20 protein-coding genes, 4 tRNA genes and 1 pseudogene are annotated in these 24,867 nt (G+C 43.6%); 19 read left to right on the forward strand and 6 right to left on the reverse strand.

Translation table 11 applies throughout. The features are described 5' to 3' along the window. Positions 1–29: 29 nt before the first annotated feature. Complete coding sequence (locus tag A587_RS0113000; RefSeq protein WP_017217952.1) at positions 30–401, forward strand: hypothetical protein; 372 nt, start codon at positions 30–32, stop codon at positions 399–401. 137 nt (positions 402–538) lie between these two features. After that, positions 539–1,132 (forward strand): porin family protein, encoded by a 594-nt coding sequence (locus tag A587_RS0113005; RefSeq protein ID WP_017217953.1) that lies wholly within the window; start codon positions 539–541, stop codon positions 1,130–1,132. A gap of 75 nt (positions 1,133–1,207) precedes the next feature. On the opposite strand, the gene uvrB is transcribed toward A587_RS0113005, so the two are convergent. Both uvrB and A587_RS0113015 read right to left on the reverse strand, forming a co-directional pair. Beyond that, positions 1,208–3,211 (reverse strand): excinuclease ABC subunit UvrB, encoded by a 2,004-nt coding sequence (gene uvrB / locus A587_RS0113010; RefSeq protein WP_017217954.1) that lies wholly within the window; start codon positions 3,209–3,211, stop codon positions 1,208–1,210. Beyond that, positions 3,211–4,587 carry an MATE family efflux transporter gene (locus A587_RS0113015; RefSeq protein WP_017217955.1) on the reverse strand — a complete coding sequence of 459 codons (1,377 nt, stop codon included), beginning with the start codon at positions 4,585–4,587 and terminating at the stop codon, positions 3,211–3,213. The genes uvrB and A587_RS0113015 overlap by 1 nt, the downstream gene beginning before the upstream one ends. A gap of 1,261 nt (positions 4,588–5,848) precedes the next feature. Here A587_RS0113015 and A587_RS0113025 point away from each other — a divergent pair. The 12 genes from A587_RS0113025 (at position 5,849) to nth (ending at position 15,955) form a co-directional block, all read left to right on the forward strand. Then, a tRNA-Asn gene (locus tag A587_RS0113025) sits at positions 5,849–5,925 on the forward strand. 19 nt (positions 5,926–5,944) lie between these two features. Continuing rightward, a tRNA-Asn gene (locus A587_RS0113030) sits at positions 5,945–6,021 on the forward strand. Positions 6,022–6,055: 34 nt separating this feature from the next. Beyond that, positions 6,056–6,132 (forward strand) — tRNA-Asn (locus A587_RS0113035). Between the two features lie 47 nt (positions 6,133–6,179). Next, positions 6,180–6,256 (forward strand) — tRNA-Asn (locus A587_RS0113040). 186 nt (positions 6,257–6,442) lie between these two features. Next, the gene (locus tag A587_RS0113045) at positions 6,443–8,386 is read left to right on the forward strand and encodes an EAL domain-containing protein (protein ID WP_017217957.1); all 1,944 of its coding nucleotides are present in this window, start codon (positions 6,443–6,445) and stop codon (positions 8,384–8,386) included. Between the two features lie 598 nt (positions 8,387–8,984). After that, positions 8,985–9,566 (forward strand): electron transport complex subunit RsxA, encoded by a 582-nt coding sequence (rsxA, locus tag A587_RS0113050; RefSeq protein WP_010370383.1) that lies wholly within the window; start codon positions 8,985–8,987, stop codon positions 9,564–9,566. Between the two features lie 2 nt (positions 9,567–9,568). Beyond that, on the forward strand, positions 9,569–10,123 hold the full coding sequence (rsxB, locus tag A587_RS0113055; protein WP_010370380.1) for an electron transport complex subunit RsxB: 555 nt from the start codon (positions 9,569–9,571) through the stop codon (positions 10,121–10,123). A 9-nt stretch (positions 10,124–10,132) separates the two neighbouring features. After that, a complete protein-coding gene (gene rsxC, locus A587_RS0113060) occupies positions 10,133–12,838 on the forward strand; it encodes an electron transport complex subunit RsxC (protein WP_017217958.1) in 2,706 nt (901 codons plus the stop codon). Continuing rightward, complete coding sequence (gene rsxD / locus A587_RS0113065) at positions 12,835–13,896, forward strand: electron transport complex subunit RsxD (RefSeq protein WP_017217959.1); 1,062 nt, start codon at positions 12,835–12,837, stop codon at positions 13,894–13,896. The genes rsxC and rsxD overlap by 4 nt, the downstream gene beginning before the upstream one ends. Then, positions 13,893–14,528 (forward strand): electron transport complex subunit RsxG, encoded by a 636-nt coding sequence (rsxG, locus tag A587_RS0113070; protein WP_017217960.1) that lies wholly within the window; start codon positions 13,893–13,895, stop codon positions 14,526–14,528. Before rsxD ends, rsxG begins: the two co-directional genes overlap by 4 nt. After that, complete coding sequence (locus A587_RS0113075) at positions 14,525–15,223, forward strand: electron transport complex subunit E (protein WP_017217961.1); 699 nt, start codon at positions 14,525–14,527, stop codon at positions 15,221–15,223. Before rsxG ends, A587_RS0113075 begins: the two co-directional genes overlap by 4 nt. Positions 15,224–15,322: 99 nt before the next feature. Beyond that, positions 15,323–15,955 carry an endonuclease III gene (nth, locus tag A587_RS0113080; protein WP_017217962.1) on the forward strand — a complete coding sequence of 211 codons (633 nt, stop codon included), beginning with the start codon at positions 15,323–15,325 and terminating at the stop codon, positions 15,953–15,955. Between the two features lie 100 nt (positions 15,956–16,055). Here the strand turns inward: nth and A587_RS0113085 are convergent, their stop codons facing one another. From A587_RS0113085 to A587_RS24045, 3 genes are all read right to left on the reverse strand, one after another. Continuing rightward, entirely contained in the window at positions 16,056–16,847 is a 792-nt protein-coding gene (locus tag A587_RS0113085) for an SDR family NAD(P)-dependent oxidoreductase (RefSeq protein WP_017217963.1), read from the reverse strand. Positions 16,848–16,858: 11 nt separating this feature from the next. Further along, the gene (locus tag A587_RS0113090) at positions 16,859–17,458 is read right to left on the reverse strand and encodes an NAD(P)H-dependent oxidoreductase (RefSeq protein WP_017217964.1); all 600 of its coding nucleotides are present in this window, start codon (positions 17,456–17,458) and stop codon (positions 16,859–16,861) included. 128 nt (positions 17,459–17,586) lie between these two features. Beyond that, a complete protein-coding gene (locus A587_RS24045) occupies positions 17,587–18,483 on the reverse strand; it encodes a LysR family transcriptional regulator (RefSeq protein ID WP_162467655.1) in 897 nt (298 codons plus the stop codon). A 178-nt stretch (positions 18,484–18,661) separates the two neighbouring features. Here A587_RS24045 and A587_RS24050 point away from each other — a divergent pair. Beyond that, positions 18,662–18,910, forward strand: a pseudogene (locus A587_RS24050) (endonuclease III); the annotation flags it as partial. Between the two features lie 149 nt (positions 18,911–19,059). Here the strand turns inward: A587_RS24050 and A587_RS0113105 are convergent. Continuing rightward, positions 19,060–20,055: a YncE family protein gene (locus tag A587_RS0113105; RefSeq protein WP_017217966.1), complete on the reverse strand. Its 996-nt coding sequence runs from the start codon at positions 20,053–20,055 to the stop codon at positions 19,060–19,062. Positions 20,056–20,355: 300 nt separating this feature from the next. Between A587_RS0113105 and A587_RS0113110 the strand changes: the two genes are divergently transcribed. From A587_RS0113110 to A587_RS0113125, 4 genes are all read left to right on the forward strand, one after another. Beyond that, positions 20,356–22,260, forward strand: coding sequence for an aminotransferase class V-fold PLP-dependent enzyme (locus A587_RS0113110; RefSeq protein ID WP_017217967.1), 1,905 nt, complete (start codon positions 20,356–20,358; stop codon positions 22,258–22,260). Between the two features lie 202 nt (positions 22,261–22,462). After that, positions 22,463–23,053: a DUF2726 domain-containing protein gene (locus tag A587_RS0113115; protein ID WP_017217968.1), complete on the forward strand. Its 591-nt coding sequence runs from the start codon at positions 22,463–22,465 to the stop codon at positions 23,051–23,053. A 108-nt stretch (positions 23,054–23,161) separates the two neighbouring features. Next, positions 23,162–23,869, forward strand: coding sequence for a 5'-methylthioadenosine/S-adenosylhomocysteine nucleosidase (mtnN, locus tag A587_RS0113120; RefSeq protein ID WP_017217969.1), 708 nt, complete (start codon positions 23,162–23,164; stop codon positions 23,867–23,869). Continuing rightward, on the forward strand, positions 23,869–24,825 hold the full coding sequence (locus A587_RS0113125; RefSeq protein WP_017217970.1) for a cobalamin biosynthesis protein: 957 nt from the start codon (positions 23,869–23,871) through the stop codon (positions 24,823–24,825). Before mtnN ends, A587_RS0113125 begins: the two co-directional genes overlap by 1 nt. Positions 24,826–24,867: the final 42 nt, after the last annotated feature.

The raw sequence follows: 24,867 nt of genomic DNA on the forward strand, positions 1-24,867 counted from the left end.
TGCGTTTTCCGTAATTGTTAGGCAGGCTCATGTTACTTGCTTTTATCTACTCCATGGTGTTGATAAAAACCTCATTACTCGGGTTAGGAGTAGTCAGTATTGTGCTATCAACTGTCTTTATTCTCGCGCTACACCTCAACATACCCGCTCTCTCAGCCAACGCAAAAAACCAGTTCGTTAAATCATTTAAACTTGTGCTATTTGCACACCTACTCGGATATTTGCTGTTAGTGAGTAAACTTTTGTTAATTGATGGCTGGCAAGACGTGCCTATGTTCATTGCAAGCCATTTGATCATGCATCACATATGGAGTGGGCTTATTGCTGCAATTTTGACATTGACGACCATACTAAAATACCAAACGTTCATTGCAAAACCTAAGACAGCTAAGAGCACTTAGCAAATACAACTATTTATATTTGTAAAATAAAGCAAACTGAATTCGACGCCTTCTTACACTTTATGACAGCCCCCCAACAGACCTTGACACCCCCTCTATTTATACTGTCCTCAAGTTAACCACAACGGACATTGATTATGAAAATTAAAGCGCTTTTATCTCTTGCATTACTCACAACAAGTTTATCGTCTTTTGCAGAACAAAATAACGAGACACATCGCGTTGGTTTAGACATTTCTGGCGGTGGCGCTTCTTATAAAAGCTCAAGTAAAGATGGCGATGGTGTAGGCCAAGCATACCTGTATTACAACTATCACTTTACACCAATTTTGGCACTTGAATTAGGTTATAACAGCGGTGAAGACTTAGATGATTGGAAGTGTAAAGACGAAAATGATCGCAAGTTTACCTGTACGCAAAACAACAAAACCTTGTTTGGCCTTGGTGCTAACAATTTAGAATTTGATAACTTTGTCGTTGCAGCAAAAGGCTACTATCAAATTTCCGACAATAGCTACTTTTACGGCAAATTAGGGGCGAACTATTACGATTACGAAATCACTCGTGGCCGCACTAAATTAATTACCGACGATGGTATCGGCTTTGTCGCTGAAGCCGGTTGGCAATATGACTGGGATAACGGTATGGCAGTTAACCTTGGCTACAAGTACCTTGATATGGGTGATTTGGATACATCGAGCCTATCTCTAGGTGTCAGCTACCGTTTCTAAAGCAACCTACCCAACCAGTAAAAAAGCATGTGGTCTCCACATGCTTTTTTATTCTTTAAAGCCGACGTTTGAGCCCTAGGCTTTAATCAAACGCTTTTGTAAGATCTGAACTTGATCGCGCGCTTGAGCTGCTTTTTCAAACTCAAGCTCTTTGGCAAACTTCATCATTTGTGCTTCAAGTCGGTCTATTTCTTTGGCGATCTCTTTCGCATCCATTGCAGGCATACCTGGTTTAAATTTGGCATCGATATCAACCACTTTGTCATCAGTCACTTCCTCACCGAGATCCATTACATCCGTGATCTTCTTATTGAGCGCCGTTGGTGTAATGCCATTAGCCTCATTATACGCCTCTTGCTTTTCTCTACGTCTTTGCGTTTCATCTATAGCTTGGCGCATCGAGTTGGTCACCCTATCACCATATAAAATAGCTTTACCATGTAAGTGACGTGCCGCGCGGCCAATTGTCTGAATAAGAGAGCGCGTCGAGCGTAAGAAGCCTTCTTTATCTGCATCAAGTATGGCAACCAATGAAACCTCAGGCATATCCAAGCCCTCTCGTAACAAGTTGATGCCGACTAGTACATCAAAAACACCTTTGCGTAGGTCTCGAATGATTTCCATACGCTCAACAGTATCGATATCAGAGTGTAAGTAACGCACCTTAACATTATGGTCGTTAAGATAATCGGTCAGATCTTCTGACATGCGTTTTGTTAGCGTAGTAACTAGTACACGCTCATTCACTTCCACCCGTTTGTAGATCTCAGAGAGCAAATCGTCAACTTGAGTCGCAACTGGGCGCACTTCTACTTCTGGATCTAATAGACCTGTTGGGCGGATCACTTGCTCGGCAACATCACCCGCTGATTTATTCAATTCATAATCACCGGGTGTCGCCGAAACATAAATGGTCTGCGGCGAAATCGCTTCGAACTCTTCAAACTTTAGTGGTCTATTATCTAGCGCAGACGGTAATCTGAAACCATATTCAACTAAGTTTTCTTTACGACTGCGATCGCCTTTGTACATTGCACCAACCTGCGAAACGGTAACGTGAGACTCGTCGATGATCATAAGCGCATCATCCGGCAAGTAATCTAACAAAGTTGGTGGTGGCTCGCCTGGTGCGCGTCCCGATAAATATCGACTGTAATTTTCAATACCAGAGCAATAGCCAAGCTCGGTCATCATTTCAATGTCGTACTGTGTACGTTGAGCGATGCGCTGCTCTTCGACTAAGCGATTTTTATCCAATAATTGATTACGACGCTCTTTGAGTTCCACCTTAATGCGCTCAATGGCATCAAGGATCTTTTCTCTTGGCGTTACATAGTGAGTTTTTGGATAAATAGTCGCGCGTACTAGGTGTTTTTCAACGGCGCCAGTCAAGGGATCAAATAAACTGATCCGCTCTATTTCATCGTCAAACATCTCAACCCGTACCGCAATGGTTTCCGATTCTGCAGGAAAAATATCAATCACTTCACCGCGAACTCGGTAGGTACCACGACTAAAGTCCATATCATTACGCGTGTATTGTAGTTCTGCCAAGCGCCTTAACATGTCACGCTGATCGATAGTTTCACCGACTTTCAGTAATAGCATCATTTTCATGTAAGAGTCGGGATCGCCAAGGCCATAAATCGCTGAAACAGAGGCGACGATGATCGTATCTCTGCGCTCAAGCAAGGCTTTGGTCGCGGATAAACGCATTTGTTCTATGTGATCGTTGATAGACGCGTCTTTCTCGATAAATGTGTCGCTGGCAACGACATAAGCCTCGGGTTGATAATAGTCATAATAAGAGACGAAATACTCAACCGCATTATGAGGAAAGAATTCTTTCATTTCGCCATACAATTGCGCCGCCAACGTTTTGTTATGCGCCATAATAATTGTCGGGCGGTTAAGGTTATTAATGATGTTGGCCATGGTAAAGGTTTTACCCGTTCCCGTAGCCCCCAGCAAGGTTTGATGTGCAAGGCCTGATTCTAAACCATCGCACAGTTGAGCAATCGCTGTTGGTTGATCTCCGTTTGGCTGAAACTCAGAAACTAGCTGAAACTTATCTTCCATTACGCCTCCTTTTGAACCTCGCTTGCTGCAATTTCATTGATCACTTTCTTAAACCAATTGTAGGCAATAGCTGCGGTAAATAAATTCCCCAAAGCAGCGCCTGTAAATAACCCTGGCAACCCAGCCAACTGTGAGCCTATATAAGCGATAGGTACATAAAATATAAACAACCGGATCACACTTAGAATGAGCGCATTCATCGGTTTATGCAACGCATTAAATGACGAATTGGTTAATATGATCACACCTTGAAGTCCGTATCCTAGCGGCATGATATAAATAAATAGCTGTATGGTCTCAACGACAGCTGGCTCATTACCAAAAGTATGACTGATGTAGTAAGCACTCAATACCAGTAATAAGTAGACCGCAAATTGAAAACCAAGCACAAATTTAAGTGTTTGGGTATAAGCATCAGCCACACGCTGATAGTGCTTTGCACCAAAGTTCTGACTTACAAAGGGAGGCAAGGTCATAGAAAGCGCTAAAACCACCAGACTTGCGATAGACTCAATACGACTTCCAACACCAAATGCGGCCACAGCTTCAGGTCCATAACTAGCAATAAGTGCGGTCATTACCGCCATTGCTAAAGGCGTCAGCATATTTGCGCCAGCTGCAGGCAGGCCTATGGTGAGAATTTTTTTCGCCGCATTTGTGAAGCTGGTGTATTTTGCAGACAGTGAGATAAGACGCTTTTTAACTATCAGCAAATATAAAATGATAGTTACCCCAAGACTCCAAGACAACACACTGGCCACCGCAGCGCCTTTTACACCCATTGCATCAATAGGCCCAAACCCGAAGATTAATATCGGGTCCAGCACCGCATTTACTAATCCCCCGAGCCCCATAACTAAACTTGGCGTTTTGGTATCACCACTGGCGCGCAGCACTGAATTACCAATCATCGGCGTTATCAATAAAATCGAACCAATGAACCACACCGACATGTAGTCGTGGATAAATGGCATAACCGCTTCACCAGCACCGAGGAGAATAAAGATCTCATCGACAAAAATGAAACCGAGAATAGAAAGTAATGAAACGAATATCGCAGAGATAATAATAGCTACTGCGGCATCAAATTTGGCTTCATCGAGCAAATTGCTACCTAAAGCCTTCGCGATAACGGCGGATGTGCCAATACCTAACCCGATGGCTAAGCTAATTACAGTAAAGGTAACAGGAAAGGTGAAGCTGATTGCTGCGAGCGGCTCGGTGCCAAGCATACTAATAAAGAAAGTATCAACGAGATTAAACATCATCAGCGTGATCATCCCGAATATCATGGGGATCGTCATTCGCTTTAAAGTCGCCCCAATATCACCAAAAAGGATATCGTTGCCATTGGAATTTGACTTAGCTTGAGTCATAACAACCTATTTCTGATACTTTAAGCGGCTCATTGTATGCTATTCAAGATGTTGACGCTATGCGGTAAACGTTAAGAGTCGTTATAAAGTCTAAATTAGCAACAGTTACCTATAAAAAGCTTGTATTACGCTGCAGGATTGAGGTTTAGTGTTGAAAATAACGATTCAGTAAGTTTTGACAAAAAAGTTACAATCCAGCTTGCAAAGTAGCATGTTTTTTGCACAGCCCAAATGGTAAAAAGTTCATAAAAGCTTCACACTGAACAACAAATAAACAAAAATAACCAACCAAATATAAACCATTGATATTATTGAAATTAAATATTTATCGAATTTTACTTGAAACGGCTGCAGCGCCCTAATTTCATAGTCTTGCAATACTTCTCAAATAATAATAAACAATGTTATCCACAGATTCCGTGGATAAGTCGCTCCAAGCCAATAGAATAAAGGTTTTCAGCTTGGAGTAATTTTGATCAATAGCGTGTTTAGTGTGATCATTCTTAAAACAACAACTGGATCAATTTAGATCTCTAGACTAACCTTGCTTCTGGAAGTAAAAAGCATCTAACGACTAAAAATAACAAGGAACACATATCCAACTGTTTTAATTCAACTTTTTATTAAATCATTGATTATCGCTTTAATGATAGTAACTACTTACTGTTTGTCACGCCGCGTTTAAATAGAGATTATCAATACCACACTATTTATGCTCATTGATCTCATTCACGTGATAATTGCAATGATTTAAAGATCTCAAGAAAACATCATAAAATGAGCAGTTAGGGATATAATTCAAACAAAACGTTCAAAAAATACATTAAGCAGAATATAGCACTGTATAGATAAACAGTAAATACTGTATATGTTAATTTTATTCGACATCCCTACACGATGATTTAGGTATTTTATACAACAGCCCTATCTTTCATATTTTGCAGATCTTCATCATGTAGGCATATTGAAATCAAAACTCACTAAGAGTCATTATATGAACGATGGATAAATTACGTATTGCTCAACTTTTGCTTAGATTACTAGGCGGCAAGTCGAGCGCCGCGATCAAAACCCACTCAGGGGAACCAAAATCAAACAGCAAAGGTCAACAGGCCCTATATCCAGAATTCAAAACTAGCTAAAAAGCCAACAAATAGCGCATTAATTCATCGCTTAGTAGAGTTTTTTACGTTTCTGTGATTTTAGTGGTTGACACCTTGCAATGTCGTCATTAATATTTCGCCCCGTTGAGAGATACGCTTCCCCCTTAGCTCAGTTGGTTAGAGCGACGGACTGTTAATCCGCAGGTCCCCCGTTCGAGTCGGGGAGGGGGAGCCAAATTCTCACACTTGACTATTCCCCCTTAGCTCAGTTGGTTAGAGCGACGGACTGTTAATCCGCAGGTCCCCCGTTCGAGTCGGGGAGGGGGAGCCACTCCTTTATCGGAAAGTCAGCATCTTATTGTAGTTCCCCCTTAGCTCAGTTGGTTAGAGCGACGGACTGTTAATCCGCAGGTCCCCCGTTCGAGTCGGGGAGGGGGAGCCAATCAATAAGATATTGCTCAAAAGAGCATTCCCAGAGTTCCAAATTGTTCCCCCTTAGCTCAGTTGGTTAGAGCGACGGACTGTTAATCCGCAGGTCCCCCGTTCGAGTCGGGGAGGGGGAGCCAATTCCACGAAAGCATTAGACTTTTTCCAGCATTTACACTACTCTACAAGCAATATTCTCACTGCATTTGCTCAAATAACAACCATCTCTGTAATTTATCGACCAGACAAAATCAAACCGATGAATTTGATAAAGAAATTGGCAATGCACCCGATACTATGGAATAACCCTCTTTAAGAAGCGTACTATGGCTGGTTTTAAAAAACTTATCGTACTCCAAGTCACCTCTTGGCTATTATTCTCCTTGATTGGTAGCTTTTTTTTCGCAACAAGTTTTGACTCTGCAATCAACAAAGCACAACAAAGTGCCCATACCATGGTGACAGAGTATATAAAGGATAAGAAACTCACTGAAGTGACTCCTGAACATATTCGCCAAGCGTTAAATAGCGGAGATGTTTTTTCGACATTTATTGTACGAGACTTTGACGGTCAAACCGTTTTACAAGTCAATACGCCAAGCAATCTCCCCTTTATCGCTGAGATTATTGAATCAAACATCAATGCTATTCGCCCCCAATTTGCTGTTAACGATAGCAAAGACATCAAAATCGAATTCTTGATCAATGCACAAAGTCAGGCGCAATTACTACAACAAGCCCTACTGCTACTTATCATTATTTCAGCGTTAGTGGCTTTTATTCCTGTTTTCTTTATGCAAGGCGTCTATAAAAAGCTCAATCGCAACGTTAGTATGACAGTGGCCAATGCGGTAGATTCATATATCACGCAAAATCAAGTTACCGACAATATTGAATTTGACTTTAACGATGGCAAAGTTGCAGAACTCGGCCAAGATTTAATCCCCTCTTTTAAACGCTTAGCCAGCTTTTTAAAGTCAAAGCAAGAAGACATCAAAAATGCCGCCCACTCTATCAAGCAAGAAGCGTATAAAGATGTGGTCACCGATCTTGGCAACCGTAATATGTTTGTTGAGTACTACGAGCAATATATCGAGTCGTCTGCCAAAAAGGCATTTGGCTCACTGGCGATGATCCGCTGTTCTGAATTGCAGGTCATTAACCAAACCCGTGGCTATCAAAAAGGCGATGAATACATTAAGTCAGTATCGGATATCATCAAGCACGTTACAGGTACTTATGCCGGCAGCCAAGTGTTCCGTTTAAATAGCTCGGATTTTGCAGTGATCTTACCCAATGTGCCAAGTAAAGAAGCGGAAGAGTTTGGTGAAACACTGCAAGCGCGCTTTACTCAGTTCCAGCAAAACCAAGAGCTATCATCGGTTGCAAACACTGGGATCGTGCCTTACGAGAACGGTAAACCACTTGGAGAACTGCTCTCGGTTGTCGATAATGCGATGAGTATGGCGCAAAGCAAGCAAGCCAATGCTTGGCATATTCAACGTGAGTCTGACTTAGTGAATAATGTCAGTGCTGGATTTGGCAATCAAAACTGGCGTCGCGTGATCCGCGATGTGATCAACAGCAAGCGTGTTAGCTTGATGATGCAAAATATCATGCCAATTGGTAAAAACTCTAAGGCCTACGCTGAGATCCAGTCTCGCTTCAAAACTGAAGAAGGACAGATGCTGCCAACGGCCTCTTTCCTTGCCATGGCGGAAAAGCTAGAAATGGCCATCGAGATTGATCAGCTGATCATCGACACCTCGCTAGAACTTATCAAAACGCGTAACTTTAATGAAAAGTATTTTGGGATCAACGTTACCGCATCGAGCGCTCATAACGATCAATTTGTGATCTGGTTAGAGCGTCGTTTGTTAAAAGAAACCAATCTAGCCTCTAAACTGGTATTTGAAGTTAGCGAGTTTGGCTTACAGCAAAATATTAAAGCCAGTAAGCGCTTTATTGATATGGTTCATCGTGCCGGCGCTCGTATCACCGTTGAGCGTTTTGGTGTGGGGTTAACGTCGTTTAAGTTCTTTAGAGACTTAAAACCTGACTATATCAAAATGGATGCAAGCTATACTCGGGGTCTTGAAGAAGACAAGAATAATCAATACTTTATGCGATTAATGGTTGACCTTGCACACCGTATCGGTGTCAACGTATTTGCCGAAGGTATCGAGAGCCAAGAAGAAAAACATATAGTCGAAACGCTTTGTTTGGACGGTGTACAAGGCTATTACATCGAAAAGCCGAAGGAAATTTAGGAAGCCGGAGCTTGGATAACTTACCTCTTATCCAAGTTTAACGAAAGTTCCAAGGGCAACTTGTGTGCCCTTCCCTTTCCCCATTGCCAGTGGGCTGACTTTCGCACACTATCATTTGCCACACTAGTTACAATCTGTGTTACTATTGGCAGGAATTATCATTCAAATTTATCCATGTGTATTAAGAAGTTCACAAAGATAAGCTTGAAGATTATTTCGGCACTAGCGGTAATCCAAGATCTAGCAATAAACATCACTCTATCACCATGATTTTATTGCTAAAAGCTCATATATTTAGTCTTATAAGCAAACTCTGAATTAGGATTACTTGCTAATAACAGAATGAAAACTGTCAGCATTACATGACAAGCTACAGCCTCATAAAATGTGAGACGCTAGCTAAAATGATAGCAGGCAAATATTTTCACCTAAAAAATTCAAAGCGGAACGGTGCTATCGGTTTAATTCTACTAAAAAGTATTTTTAGCAAAATTAAATCCATTCAAAACTTGCACCTAGTAAGTTCTTTAATACAGTTAACTATCACCTCGATTTGACGGGAAAGCCCGCATAAAGTGAATAAGTTATAGAGGCAGGAATGACCGAATACATTTTGTTGCTCATTGGCACAGTGCTGGTGAATAACTTCGTTTTAGTCCAATTTTTGGGCTTATGTCCATTTATGGGGGTATCTGGAAAATTGGATACCGCAGTGGGAATGTCGTTAGCGACCACCTTTGTTCTCACGCTAGCCTCAGTTACCAGCTATTTGGTCAATCAGTATATTTTATTGCCTCTCGACCTCACTTTTTTAAGAACAATGAGCTTTATTTTGGTTATCGCTGTGGTTGTGCAATTTACAGAGATGGTGGTACGTAAAACCAGTCCAACCTTGTATCGGTTACTGGGAATTTTCTTACCTTTGATCACCACCAACTGCGCTGTACTAGGCGTCGCACTACTTAATATCAAAAAAGACCACACCTTTTTAGAGTCTGCAGTCTATGGTTTTGGCGCTGCGGTTGGCTTTTCTATGGTTTTGGTGCTATTCGCCGCTTTGCGTGAGCGTTTGGCTGTCGCTGACGTGCCGACACCCTTTAAAGGCGCATCGATAGCGATGATCACCGCAGGACTTATGTCGCTTGCGTTTATGGGCTTTTCTGGATTGGTTAAGTTTTAGATATGACATTACTTTACGCATTACTTGCACTGGGTGCGCTGGCGCTTATTTTTGGTATTGTGCTTGGCTATGCAGCAGTGAAATACCGAGTTGAAAGCAACCCAATTGTTGAACAAATAGACGCTATTCTGCCACAAACTCAATGCGGCCAGTGTGGCTATCCCGGCTGTCGACCTTACGCTGAAGCGATTGCGAATGGCGATGACGTAAATAAATGCCCTCCCGGCGGTGAAGCTACAGTGAAAAAACTGGCGGACTTAATGGGCGTAGAAGCAAAGCCACTGGCTGGCGGAGAAGACGCAGAGCCGGTCAAGAAAGTGGCTTACATTCGTGAAGACGAATGTATTGGCTGTACCAAATGCATTCAAGCTTGCCCCGTGGATGCTATCGTTGGTGCAACCAGACAAATGCACACCGTGCTCATCGACGAGTGCACAGGCTGCGATCTGTGTGTCGAGCCCTGCCCGGTCGATTGTATTGATATGATCCCGGTTGCACAGACCAAGCAAACGTGGAAGTGGCAGCTAGACGCCATTCCTGTGACACAGATTGATTAAGAGGTTTAAGTGGAAACATTACTTGAACAAATAGAAAGCGGAAAACTGTGGCAGTTCCCAGGTGGCATCCATCCACCAGAGCAAAAGACATTATCCAACCAACAACCGATTGCTCGTTTACCTTTGCCTGATAAACTAATCCTGCCACTAAAGCAGCACATTGGTGCCAATGGTAGCCTGTTAGTTAACTCTGGCGATCACGTGCTTAAAGGGCAAGCATTGACGGCTCCCGGCACGAACTGGTCGCTGCCTATTCACGCCCCCACATCTGGCACCATTGAAGCGATAAAGCCGATGCCGTCGGCGCATCCATCCGCGCTACCTGAGCTCAGTATTATTTTGCACCCAGATGGTGAAGATAAGTGGACACCACTGAACCCAATTAGCGACATTAGCAAGCTTGATAACAAACAGCTTATCGATATTATCCACCAAGCTGGTATTGCCGGTATGGGCGGTGCGGGATTCCCAACCTATGTCAAAGCAGACAGCCCAAAGCCCATTGAGTTTTTAGTCGTCAATGGTATTGAGTGCGAACCATATATTACAGCCGATGATCGTTTGATGCGTGAGCACGCCAAAGAAATCATCGCAGGCGTCGAAGTGTTACAAGGTATATTGAAGCCACAAAAAGTATTATTTGGCATTGAAGATAATAAACCCGAAGCCATTGCGGCGATCACCGCTGCGGCTCAACATAATCAGGATATCCTAGTCCGTAGTGTGCCAACCAAATACCCCTCTGGTGGTGAAAAGCAACTGGTCAAGCTATTAACCTCTAAAGAAGTACCAAGTGCTGGAATACCAGCGGATATCGGCGTTCTGGTGCAGAACGTTGGAACACTGTTCGCAATTTGGCAAGCTATTTTTGAGGGTAAACCCCTTATTGAGCGTGTAGTTACCGTGACCGGTAATACCATTACTCAGCCAAGCAACGTGTGGGCTTTACTCGGCACTGAAATAAAGCACCTGCTAGACTCACAAGGCTTTTCGCCAGTAGAGGCGCAGCGTGTCGTCATGGGTGGTCCAATGATGGGCTTTACCTTGCCATCGGTTAGGATCCCTGTGATCAAAACCACCAACTGTATACTCGCGCCAGACAACCAAGAACTTGCGATCCCGGGTGATGAAAAGGCATGCATTCGCTGTAGTGCCTGTGCAGATGCCTGCCCTCAAAGCTTATTACCACAGCAGTTACAATGGTTTGCTAAAGGCAAAGAGTACCAAAAGTTAGAGGAATACAACCTCTTTGACTGTATCGAATGTGGTGCGTGCTCTTATGTTTGCCCGAGCGAAATCCCCTTGGTGCAATACTATCGTGTAGCCAAAGCCGACATTCGCGAACAAAAGCTTGAACAAGTCAAAGCAGAGCGTGCTAAAGAGCGTTTTGAGGCAAGAAAAGAGCGCTTAGAGCGCGAACAAGAAGAACGCCAAAATAAACATAAACGCCGTTCGGCGGGCGCTGCACCAAAAGCCGCAGATAAAGAAAAAGTGCAAGAAGCACTCTCACGCGTTAAAGATAAGCAGTCAGATAAATCCGCTGTCCAAGCTGCGATTGCACGTGCCAAAGCCAAACGAGGTGAGAACGGCGAATTAGAGCCGGATAACAGCGCCATTGCTGAAGAGCGTGCAAAACGCAAAGCGCAGGCGCGTAAATATAAAGAAGAAAAAACTGACCAGCCCGAAAGCACAGATAAAAAAGATGCAGTAGCCGCCGCCATTGCTCGCGCTAAGGCGAAAAAAGCCGCGGCCCAAACTGCGCCTGAATCTGAACCAGCCGCAGCAGATGATAAAAAGGCAGCCGTAGCTGCTGCAATCGCCCGGGCCAAAGCCAAAAAAGCAGCCGCAGAAGAAACAGCAGAACCTGAAGCCAATGCAGCGCCAAGCGATAAAAAGGCAGCGGTTGCAGCCGCAATTGCCAGGGCTAAGGCCAAGAAAGCAGCTAAAGAGGCACAAGAAGCAGGTGAAAGCATAAGTAATCAAGCGGAAGCCGCTCCAACTGAAAGCGCTGAGGAAGATCCACGGAAAGCCGCTGTTGCTGCGGCAATCGCCAGAGCTAAAGCCAAAAAAGCGGCTAAAGAGGCACAAGAAGCTGGCGAGAGCACAGGCGAGCAAGCAGAGACTGTTCAAAGCGCTCAAACCGATAACGCTGAGGAAGATCCACGTAAAGCCGCCGTTGCCGCCGCAATTGCCAGAGCTAAGGCCAAGAAAGCCGCTAAAGAGGCACAAGAAGCAGGCGCAAGCGTGAGCGAACAAGCAGAAGCCGCTCCAACACAAAGCGCTGAGGAAGATCAACGTAAAGCCGCCGTTGCCGCCGCAATTGCCAGAGCTAAGGCCAAGAAAGCCGCTAAAGAGGCACAAGAAGCAGGTGAAAGCGTGAGCGAACAAGCAGAAGCCGCTCCAACACAAAGCGCAGAGGAAGATCCACGTAAAGCCGCTGTTGCCGCCGCAATTGCCAGAGCTAAGGCCAAGAAAGCCGCTAAACAGGCACAAAAAGCTGGCCAAAGCCTGAGTGAGCAAAGCAAAGAAGCAAATGAACCAACGGCTGAGTCAAAAGCAGGCTCAAGCCTTACAGAGCAAGCTGCTGAGGGCATATCTGAGCAGCAGCAAGCACTTAGCCCTGAAGCACGTAAAAAAGCCGCCGTTAAAGCCGCAATTGCGAGAGCAAAAGCGAAGAAGCAAGCGAAAGAACAAGAAGGAAATGAACCGTCATGAAACTAACCATGGCCTCATCCCCGCACAATCATAGCCATAAGTCGGTCAACAAAATCATGATGACCGTCATGGCAGCCTGTATTCCCGGGATCTTAGTCCAAACCTACTATTTTGGTTTTGGTGTTCTGATCCAGTTGGCTTTAGCGCTGATTACCGCAAGCCTTGCTGAAGCGCTAGTGCTAAAGCTAAGAGGTCGAGCGATATGGCCCAGCCTCAGCGACGGCAGTGCTTGGCTCACCGCTGTGCTGCTGGCCATCAGTATTCCGCCGCTAGCCCCTTGGTGGATAACCGTCATTGGTGCATTTTTTGCCATCGCAATTGTAAAACAACTATACGGTGGCCTAGGCTTTAACCTTTTCAACCCGGCCATGGCGGCCTATGTATTATTGCTGATCTCCTTCCCTGTACAAATGACTTCATGGTCACCCATTCAAGCGCTCACGCTAGAGTCGCTAAACTTTGTCGACCAACTCGCGATGATCTTTACCGAGTCCACCAGCCAAGGCGTCACACTTGACGTTTGGCGTGCAGGCGTGATTGACGGCTCGACTGGTGCAACGCCATTAGACTCGGTAAAAACCGCTGTCTCACAAGGCTTAACCGTTAATGAGGCGATGAGTAAGCAAGGTTTTGGAGCGCTTGCGGGACTTGGTTGGCAATATGTTAACCTCGCCTTTTTGCTAGGTGGTCTTTATCTGCTAAAAGCCAAAGTGATCAACTGGCATATTCCTGTAGCCTTTATTACCAGCCTTGGCCTTGCGAGTGCGATTGGCTATATCATTGCCCCTGAGTCAGAGCCAGGCACCCTATTCCACTTGTTAAGTGGCGGCGCTATGCTTGGTGCCTTCTTTATTGCCACCGATCCGGTGTCGGCCTCTACCACTAACTTAGGTCGTCTGATTTACGGCGCGGCGATCGGCTTTACCGTCTATGTTATCCGTCAATTTGGTGGCTACCCAGACGCCGTTGCATTTGCAGTTGTGATCATGAATATGGCCGTACCACTTATCGATCATTACACTCAGCCTCGTACTTATGGTCATGGAGCAAAATCATGATAATTCAATCGATGCAGAAAAATGGCCTCATCCTCGCGGCATTTGCACTGGCAACAACAGGAGCGGTCGCACTGATTAATGACCTCACCAAAGATAAAATTGCCAGCCAAGAGCAGCAGCACCTGATGCAACTACTTTCTCAGGTGATTGCAGCAGATAAGTATGACAATACGCTGTATTTGGATTGCACCACCAGCAACGCGCTAGAACTTGGCCCAGGCGGTCCGCACACAATTTACAGAGCCAGACTCAATGGCAACCCCTCAGCCCTATTAGTAAGACACATCACCCCCAAAGGCTACAGTGGCAATATTGATGTCTTAACCGCTGTCGATAGGCAAGGTTTGATCTCCGGTGTGCGTGTGACGCGCCATGAAGAAACTCCGGGCCTTGGTGATAAGGTAGAGCTTGCAAAGTCTGCTTGGGTAACGACTTTCAACGGCGTTCAAGTTGAGGGTGAGGCAGACCCTAAAATGAATGTGAAAAAAGACGGTGGTCGATTTGATTCATTTACTGGCGCAACCATTACCCCCCGTGCCGTGGTAACCTCGGTAAATCAGGCCGCATGGTTTGCCAAAACTCATTTTGATGCGCTATTTAACGCGCCTAATACTTGCGAGGTGTCGCAATGAGTCAGTTAAAATCGCTCTTTCAAGAAGGAACATGGCAAAATAACCCCGCACTGGTGCAGCTTTTAGGGCTGTGTCCACTCCTTGCAGTGACTTCAACGGTAACCAATGCGTTAGGGCTTGGTATCGCCACATTACTGGTACTGGTTGGTTCTAACTTTACTGTATCGGTGGTGAGAAATTGGGTGCCAAAAGACATTCGTATCCCCGTGTTTGTAATGATCATCGCCGCCTTTGTTACGGTTATTCAACTACTCATGAACGCTTATACCTTTGGTCTGTATCAATCCCTTGGCATATTTATTCCGTTGATCGTGACCAACTGCGCCATTATTGGTCGTGCCGAGGCATTTGCTTCGAAGAATAGTCCGCTGTTATCGGTTTGGGATGGATTAATGATGGGACTGGGTTTTGCACTGGTGCTATTTGTACTGGGTGCAATGCGTGAGTTGATTGGTCAGGGAACACTATTTGATGGTGCCGAGCTACTCCTTGGCAACTGGGCTAGTATATTGCGTATTGAGCTCTTCTCATTCGATCATCAATTTTTAGTTGCTATCCTGCCACCGGGCGCCTTTTTAGGGCTTGGTTTTTTGATTGCTGCTAAAAACATTATCGACGCCCAACTCAAAGCCAAAGCAGCGCCAACAGCCGAAGAAGTAAAAGGCCCAAGAGCGCGGGTCACTAACTTAAACTAATGCGGTAATAATAATGCCAATTTGCAGCGATACCGTCACTATCGCTGCTTAATGAAAATAACTGCATGCTACCGTCATTGAAATTAGCAAGTAAATCTTATGAATAAACAAAAACGTATAGAAATACTCACGCGACTCAGGGACGAAAATCCACACCCTGAAACTGAGCTAGAATACTCGTCACCATTCGAGCTTTTAGTTGCCGTTACCCTCTCAGCACAAGCCACTGATGTTGGGGTAAACAAAGCGACACGCAAACTCTTCCCTGTTGCCAACACACCTGAGAAAATTCTGGAGCTTGGCCTTGAGGGCTTAAGAGACTATATCAAAACCATTGGTTTATTTAATTCAAAAGCCAATAACGTCTATAAAATGTGTCAGATCCTCGTCGACAAGCACGGCTCCGAAGTTCCTGAAAACCGTGAAGCACTAGAAGCGCTGCCAGGCGTGGGTCGCAAAACCGCCAACGTGGTACTAAACTGCGCCTTTGGCTGGCCGACTATTGCTGTTGATACGCATATTTTCCGCGTTTCTAACCGCACTAAGTTTGCTATGGGTAAAGATGTAGTCAAAGTGGAAGAAAAGCTCGAGAAAGTTGTACCTAAAGAATTTAAAGTCGATGTTCACCATTGGCTTATTCTTCATGGTCGTTATGTTTGTACCGCCCGTAAGCCTAAATGTGGTGCGTGTATTATTGAAGATTTGTGTGAGTTTAAGGATAAAACAGAGTGACAGACTGATTTTGAACTCACAGCGAAAAACGAACCTGCACTATATTGCCATTCCCCAGCCATACTTTCATTAAGCATATAACTTTATTAGAGCCAATTTTTTAAAAGCCGAGTGCATTCTCGGCTTGTCCCGTCAGTTTAACCTTAGCGAGAACATAATCGAAGATAGGTGGTTGCAAAATCAACTGTCCATCACCGTCTATGTGACCGACGATATGCTCACTCTGAAATAGTTGATAAGTATAAGTAGCCAACACTGATGCAGGTGTATATTGTGAGCGATCAGTTGACGCGTCTGACTCCAAACCTGCATTCGTGTAAGCTTGATTAAAAAAGTCAGTCGCAGTTGCTGCTGGAGCCAATACTTTAGCTCTCATTGGCTTTTGACCTATCCGTAAATCTTCTGCTACACCTTCAGTAAATGCAGAAACATAAAATTTTGTTGCGCAATAAGTCACCGCTGTCGGAAACATTTTATAGCCGCCTATTGAAGACACATTGATTAACGTTGCATCTTTGTCTCGATAGTCTCTAACATAATTGAGCGACAATGTGGTCAGAGCTTTGATGTTTAAGTCTAGCATTTGCTCTGCTTTGTCTAGGCTCATATCCCATGCGTTGCTGAAATCACCAAAACCTGCATTATTAACCAGAACTTCAATCTCATATTCTGCACATTGATCGTAAAGTTGTTGTGCAGCACCAAAAGTCGAGAGATCAACGACTTTAACCATAACGTCAATGTGAAATTGCGATTCAAGTTCAGATTTCAATGTATTTAATTTGTCCTCGCTGCGCGCCACAATAATCAGATTGTGACCTTCGCTAGCAAACTTGTGGCACATGGCTAAACCAATACCAGAGCTGGCACCTGTTATCAGTACATATTTCATATCAATACTCCTTATACTAAAGCTGGTTGAATATAGTGATCTAAGTGCGCTTCTAAGCGAACAAAGTCGTCTTCAACAGTTGGATTCTTCATCACGTCATAACAAATAAAGCTAGGCAATGATTCCATGCCAAGGAAGCGGTAATTCACGTGCATGTGTAGCAGGAGGTCTTCGACACTTTTTCCCTGCATCAAAAACTCATCATTGTTATCAAACGCTTCCTTCGGTGCGTTAAATGTCATTGATAGCATGAGTTTCTTGCCCGTAAGGGTGCCTCCAGTACCATAATTCTCTTTTGGGTTTTCTATATCTCGCCCATCAGTGTTACAGACTCGCCCGTCTAGACCTGCTGTATAAACATCATCCATATATTTCTTCATAGGCCAAGGAATACTAAACCAGTTCAAGGGTGCCTGAATCACAATGAGGTCAGCCCAGCGATGCTTTTCAAGTTCCTGCTCTATTTCGTATTCTGTAGATGATGCGCTGTGTCGAACGACGCAGCCTTTTTCGGTCAAGTTGTGTTCAATGCGCTTGATGATTTCTGCATTAAGCTTACCTTCCGAAAATGGGTAAGGGTGATGTGCATTAATAATTAATATATTTTTCATATAAACTCCGTCGTTAACTGAGTGGGTTACTTACAGCACAAAGGTTACGTGGAGAAAACTAGAAAATATAATTATTATTTATCATTGCATCGATAATAATTTGTTATTGATGCAATTGTATGTTGTTACTATTTGTTTTCAGTTCGAAAAAGCTTAGCGCGTTCTACAAGGTAATCCATCACGTATTGATGTCTCGGATGCAGCGGCCATTTTTTCTTATAAATAAATCGGATTTCATCCGATGGTATATCTACAGAGTTAACGATACGGAGTTTATTGTATTCAGGGCTAAGTCGAACCATAAATTCATCTAAGACCGTATATCCAATACCAGCTCCGACATGGTGACAAATTTTAGGTGCTGAGTTGGTGTAAGCAGAAATACATAATGAATCGACACCCCTATACTCGTCGGGAAACAACACGGGTAGCACCTTCGATGCCATTTTCTTGCCATCAGGGTGATCAACAAATCCCAAATCTTGAAGGTCAGGAAAACCCTCATGGGGGCTATTCTTGGGTAGCACTAACCAAAGCTTTTCATATAAAAAAGTCTGACTACTAAAAACTTCATTATCGGGATTATGTGTAACAAGTCCAATGTCAACTTCGTTGTTTCGAACCAAGTCATCAACAATTTTTGTAGGATTAAATTGAATATGAATTTTAAGTTTAGGCAGTTTAACTTGTAAGTCTATAAGCCAAGGATACACCAAATTTCCTACACCTCCGGGCATAGAGATCCGGCAAGTACCAGAAAATGGGTCAACATCACCAAGTTTCTCTTTTAAAAGCTTCTCGTTTCGTAACAATTCTTGAGCGTATTTTAACACCTCAATCCCTTGAGGTGTTAACTCAAAACTTTTCCCTTCTCGTATAATAAGGGTTTTACTCAGATACTGTTCCAACTTTAATATATGCTGACTTACACCCGGCTGTGTCATGTGAAGCAAACTGGCAGTCTTAGTAAAATTTTGTGTTTCTGCTAAAGCACAGAATGTTCTTAGCCAATCAGAATTAATCAAGCCATGCCTCATGAAATTAAAAAAATAAAATTTGGTTCGAAACACCTCGAAACCAGTTCATTGTGTCATCTAGTTGCACCAAGTCAAAATACTTTGGACTTTACAGGTAAAAATAGAAGCAAAACAGGCCGTTTCTGGCACAATTCAAAAGTTCATTTAGATCTAACTTTATTATCTTTTCGGCTGGCCGACTATCGCTGTAGACACCCATATATTCCGCGTTTCCAATCGCACCAAATTTGCCATGGGTAAAGATGTAGTAGCAGTCGAACAAAAGCTAGAAAAGGTTGTACCAAAAGAGTTTAAAGTGGATGTCCACCACTGGCTCATTCTCCATGGCCGCTATGTGTGTACTGCGCGTAAGCCAAAGTGCGGCAGCTGTATTATTGAAGACTTATGTGAGTTTAAAGAGAAGACTGATAGTTAATCTTTGTTTTAGCAGATGCACAACTTTTATTTATGGTGGTTACCGTGAATTTGTTGTTTCGTAAAATTATCCAAGTGTTCTGGAAACACAGAACGCTGCGTAAAGCAGCTCCTACTTCACGCCACATTCGTATCGACGAGATGGCTAGCCTAAGGCAATACCACTGCTGAATACCCTATTCCATCTGGTCCGTTACCAGTAGGGAGTTCAAATAAAGTTTTGCCAGATACAATATCTATAACAAGGACCTTATTTTTTTGGTAAGCGGATAAAAATAAAGTGCGATCGTCTGGATGAAGGATCACGCCTTTTGGTCCTGTTCCCGGCTCAAACTTTATTTGACGCAGCTTTTCTTTGTGCATTGCATCGATCACATCAAGGGTGTGATTCCTATAGTCTGGGATCACAGCAAACTGCTCATCGCGGGTAAGTAACACACGGTATGGAAAGCTATAGCCTTTCCATTGCTTAATTATACGCTCATTTGCTACATCAAACACGGTAACTAAGCCATCATCGTTGCTACCAACCCAGAGCTCAGAGCCACTTTTATTTATGGTGATAGCCTCTGGTACTTTTGGCATTGAAATTTTGCGAAGTAAGGCACCTGACTTTACATCTAATTCAGACACTGAATCTGCGCGCATATTTGTGGTGTAAACACGCTCGCTAGACGCCGGCAGCGCCACCATATGAGAGCCTCTTTGCTCTGTTGCTATTACTTTATCAATTTTCCCCGACTCTATATCAACGATTACCACACTGTCGGAGCCTTCAGACGATACTGCAACGCGTTTTTGGTCTTTTAAAAACAACACGCCATGTGGGCTTGGATAACGAGACAAATCAATGGTTTTTACTTTTTTTGCTTGCCGAACGTCAAAAACACTTAGACTATTGCCACGTGCATAATTAGTGACAACAGCCGTATGCCCGTCGGCACTCATTGCTAATTCATGTGGTCCTCTGCCGGTTGCGAGCGTCAGCTTAATTCTTCGGCTGCTAAGATCGATGAAATCAACCGAATCCCCCTTTTTATTTACAACAACCAATGTTCCCGACAAGTTATTTGTATCAGCCCATGAAGGGAAGCTGATTAAACACCCAAATAAGAACACATACACAACATAATTAACCAATCTCATTTTGACTCCTTTTGATCTGTTAGCTAGTACTGTTGTTTTTATCACTACTGTATTTATCATTGAAAAGCAATCGTAATACAGCCTTCAAAAACACCCTATCCCAAATTTAACTCAGACACGCCTGATACTCGAAACCTTCCTGTTTCCTATGTTGAATAGCACACTTTCCATCACTCGCAACAACTTCCTCGCCTACATCCGTTTTACAATTTCTGGAACATTTGCAAAGTATTGATTTCACAAATCACTGCGCTTTCTTTATGCTAATGAAAGTCTTTAAATTTTAATGCGAATATCATTATGCTACCTGTCCTTCGTATCTTGTTAATAGAACAAGAGCCAGCTGTATTGCAAGCGCTCTCAAGCAATCTGTCAAAAACGATCCCTAACTTTGAGCGAGAGGATGTTCAAATCGATATTATTGAATGTCTCGAACTTTCAAAAGCCTTGGAGCATGTCACTGAAGATGGTGATATTCAAGCCGTCGTGCTGAGTTGGGATGTGCACAACAAAAGTGGCGAACAAACCTATAGTCGCTTTATCGAGCAATTAAAAAGTATTCGTCTAGAATTACCGGTTTACGTTATTGGTGATGACACTAAAGGGCTTGAGATAGTCAACGAATCCGAGGAAATCGAATCTTTCTTCTTTAAAGATGAAGTTATCTCAGATCCTGAAGCCATTTTAGGATATATGATCAACGACTTTGATGACAGAGCCGAGACGCCATTTTGGACGGCGTATCGCAGCTATGTCGGCGAAGCGAACGACTCTTGGCATACTCCAGGTCACAGCGGCGGTTCGAGCTTTAGAAACTCTCCTTATATCAAAGATTTTTATCAATTTTATGGCCGTAATGTCTTTGTCGGAGACTTGTCTGTATCGGTTGATTCGTTAGGTTCATTGTCAGACAGCACCAATACCATTGGCCGCGCTCAGGAATCCGCAGCGGCAACGTTTGAGGTTAAACGCACCTACTTCGTGACCAACGGTTCGTCCACCTCGAATAAAATCATTTTGCAAACCCTCCTTCGCAAGGGCGATAAGGTGATCATCGACCGCAACTGTCATAAGTCTGTGCACTATGGCATTTTGCAATCGGCCAGCTTCCCTATCTATTTATCGAGTATCTTAAATCCAAAATATGGCATATTCGCACCGCCTTCACTGGCTGACATCAAGCAAGCAATTGAACAAAATACCGATGCAAAACTACTGGTGCTCACAGGCTGTACCTATGATGGTTTGCTGAGCGACCTGAAACAAGTCGTAGAATTTGCCCATCAGCATGGCATCAAAGTCTTTATTGATGAAGCTTGGTTTGCTTACTCGCTATTTCACCCCAGTTTGCGCCATTACTCCGCCATTCATGCAGGTGCCGATTATGTCACTCATTCGGCGCATAAAGTCGTATCGGCATTTTCGCAGGCGTCTTATATCCATATTAATGACCCTGATTTTGATGCTGATTTCTTCCGTGAGATTTACAGTATCTACGCCAGCACCTCGCCCAAATACCAACTTATTGCGTCTTTGGATGTGTGCCAAAAGCAGCTAGAGATGGAAGGCTATAAGTTACTCAATGCGCTGCTGAACCATGTTGCAGAGTTTAAACAGCAGATGGCCTCGCTCAAACATATTAAAGTGCTTGATAAGCAAGACTTTATGAACATATTCCCACATTTTAGTGGCGATAATATGGGACATGATCCGCTTAAAATCCTCATCGATATTAGTGAACTACCATACTCTTTAAAGGATATTCATAAATTCCTGCTGGACGAAATTGGGCTGGAGATTGAGAAATACACGCACAGTACCATCTTAGTCTTACTGACGTTGGGTGGTACACGCTCAAAGATCATTCGTTTATACAATGCCTTAAAGAAACTTGATGGCGGCAAGGTAAAACTATCGAAGTCAACGCGACGCTCACGCTTACCAGAGAATTTACCCGCTATTGACCTTGCTTGTATCCCTAGCGATGCCTTCTACGGCGAGCGTGAATCTGTGCCTATTAGCAAGAGCAACAACCGTATTTGTGCAGGTTTGGTCACCCCGTATCCTCCGGGTATTCCGCTTTTGGTGCCGGGTCAACATATTACCCAAGAGCATATTGAATATCTCAAGGAACTGGCAGGCCAAGGGTTGACCATTCAAGGTAGTTTCGATGGTGAGATCTATGTGCTTAAAGAAGACAAATAACGCGAGCTAATATCATTATCCAGTACTAGGCAGCCCTGCTGTAAGATATCGCTGCCTAGTATAAACAACTTAAAGCACTTTATTTTTCTTTCCATATCCCAAATACTGATTTAATGTTAACCACCCACTAATTTAAGCGCTATTTTGGCACAGCTATTGCTTATCAAATCACAGATGTCATTTTTTTGATTTGGAGTTTTGTATGGAATTTGCGTTGCTTGCTATTTTGGCTCTAGTGGTCGTTGCTTCCATTGTCGCTTCTAAGTACACCGATGTAGGTGGCAATCCTTATCCGTTTAATCGTAAAGAATCTGTTTTTACCACCGTTGAAGCATCGTTTCTACATTTATTAGAACGTGCCGTTGGCGATAGATATAAAATCGTAAGCCGTATTAAGCTCATTGATGTAATTGAGTGCAAACCGGGGATCTCTCCAAAAGCACGTCGTGCCGCGGTAACTAAAGCTAAGAATAAACAGTTGGATTATGTTTTGGTAGACAAAGAGACACTGAAAATTGTTGCCGCTGTAGACTTAGTCAATAATTCCAATAAAAATGGCCATAAGGCGCAAAAAGATTGGTTTGTCAGTGGCGCTCTGGAATCTGCGGGTATTCCACACATTCGTATGAAAATCAAAAGTGGCTACCAAAGCGCTGAGGTTCGTGCGGCAATCTTATTCAAGCTTGGCCAAAAAGTGGAGATGCCAAAGAAAACCAGAAACCGCACCTACAAACCTGCTGTACTGTCCCCTTCACAGGCAAAAGCACAGTCAACTCAGTTGGCAGAAATCTAGCAAAACGGGCGTCAGCCCGTTTTTTGTTTTACCTATCAAAACCCCTTTCGTATAATAAAAGCAATTTTGACACTGGGGCTTTCCCCACCACAAATTAGGAATCTTTTGATGAAAGTAGGCATTATCGGCGCAATGGAGCAAGAAGTTACCATTTTGCGTAACACCATGGAAAACCCGCAAACATTGACCAAAGGTGGCTTTACTTTTTATACCGGCAAACTGGCTGGTCTTGATGTAACGCTTGTACAGTCTGGCATTGGTAAAGTGGCAGCAACAGTTGCGACAACTTTGCTGATCGACAACTTTGCGCCAGATTGCGTGATCAACACGGGTTCTGCAGGTGGTTTTGAACCATCACTAAACGTCGGCGATGTGGTTATTTCAAATGAAGTACGTCATCACGATGTTGATGTTACTGCATTTGGCTATGAAATTGGTCAAGTTCCACAAATGCCTGCTGCGTTCACTTCGCATGCAAAATTAGTTGAAGCTGCAGAGCAAAGCGTACATGAGCTTGAAGGCATTCAAACTATGGTTGGTTTGATCTGTACGGGTGACTCATTTATGTGCGACCCAGTACGCATCGACAAGGCGCGTGCAGACTTCCCTACGATGTTAGCAGTCGAAATGGAAGGTGCGGCAATTGCGCAGGCTTGTCATTCTTTAAACACGCCATTTGTTGTGATCCGCTCGCTATCTGATATCGCCGGCAAAGAATCACCGCAATCATTCGAAGAGTATCTAGAAGTCGCTTCTGTAAACTCTTCTAAGATGGTGATGGCACTACTTAATAAGCTGGATAAGGTTACGCTTTAGTGCTCGACAGCTTGCTTCAGGCCCATGAGGGCCTGATCATTTTCTTACTGGCGATTTTTGCCAGCCTAGGGGTAAGGTTATCAACACTTTATCACCCTAATCTTATTCTTAGCCTTGTTTTTAAAGCCATTGCCGAAAGAGTTTATCGCCCCAAAGCGGCTTCTAGTTATCAACTTTTATCAGGCACACTCGGCTTCCTCCTACCAATATTAACTATCACTGTATTAACTCATGCGATTATTAGCTTTGCTTTTTATCCTAATTGGCTCGGTGGGCTGGTGTTGTTTTTATGCTTAGATATTAGCCATGAAAGCCGTGCTAAGCGTATTTCCGCGCTGATAAAATCAAAGCAAAAAGTAACCGCAAGAGCCGTGTTGCAAGGAATGGTAGCAAGAGATGTAGAGAAGCTAACAGAGCTTGGTATTTGTAAAGCCGCCATAGATAGCACCGCATTAAATACCTTGCGCCATTTTTTTGTCATTGCTTTACTGTATCTAGCAGCAGGTCCCTATCTCGCGCTATTTTATAAACTATTACTACTGTGTGACCACGCTTGGCGGCAAGTAATGCTCCCCTCAAGCCGTTTTATGGCAAGTCTTTCCCGCATGATTTGGCTCGTTGAGTTTGTGCCTATTCGATTATTAATTACCTGCTTTTCGTTGCTACTTAGACCAAAGCAAACTTGGCACTACATTAAATACTACGGCCGTCACTTTAGCCAAACGAATACTGGATGGGCACTGAGCTTTTTTGCAGCAAATTTACATACACAACTCGCAGGACCGCGTTTTTATTTTGGTGAACGTTTTGACGTGATGCGGGTAGGTGCAAAAGCGCAACCCTCAGCTGAACATATTCAGCATTTACTCGGACTACTCAACCAAATGCGCTGGCTATTTATTGCCACTTCCGCCTTACTACTTGTAATTATTAATTTTCTCAGGCTGATGGCTTAGGATACTTAGGAAAATAAGCTCTCCCACTTAGCCAAAAACAAA

The sequence above is a fragment of the Pseudoalteromonas sp. NJ631 genome (assembly GCF_000276645.1).
Classification (GTDB): domain Bacteria; phylum Pseudomonadota; class Gammaproteobacteria; order Enterobacterales; family Alteromonadaceae; genus Pseudoalteromonas; species Pseudoalteromonas piscicida.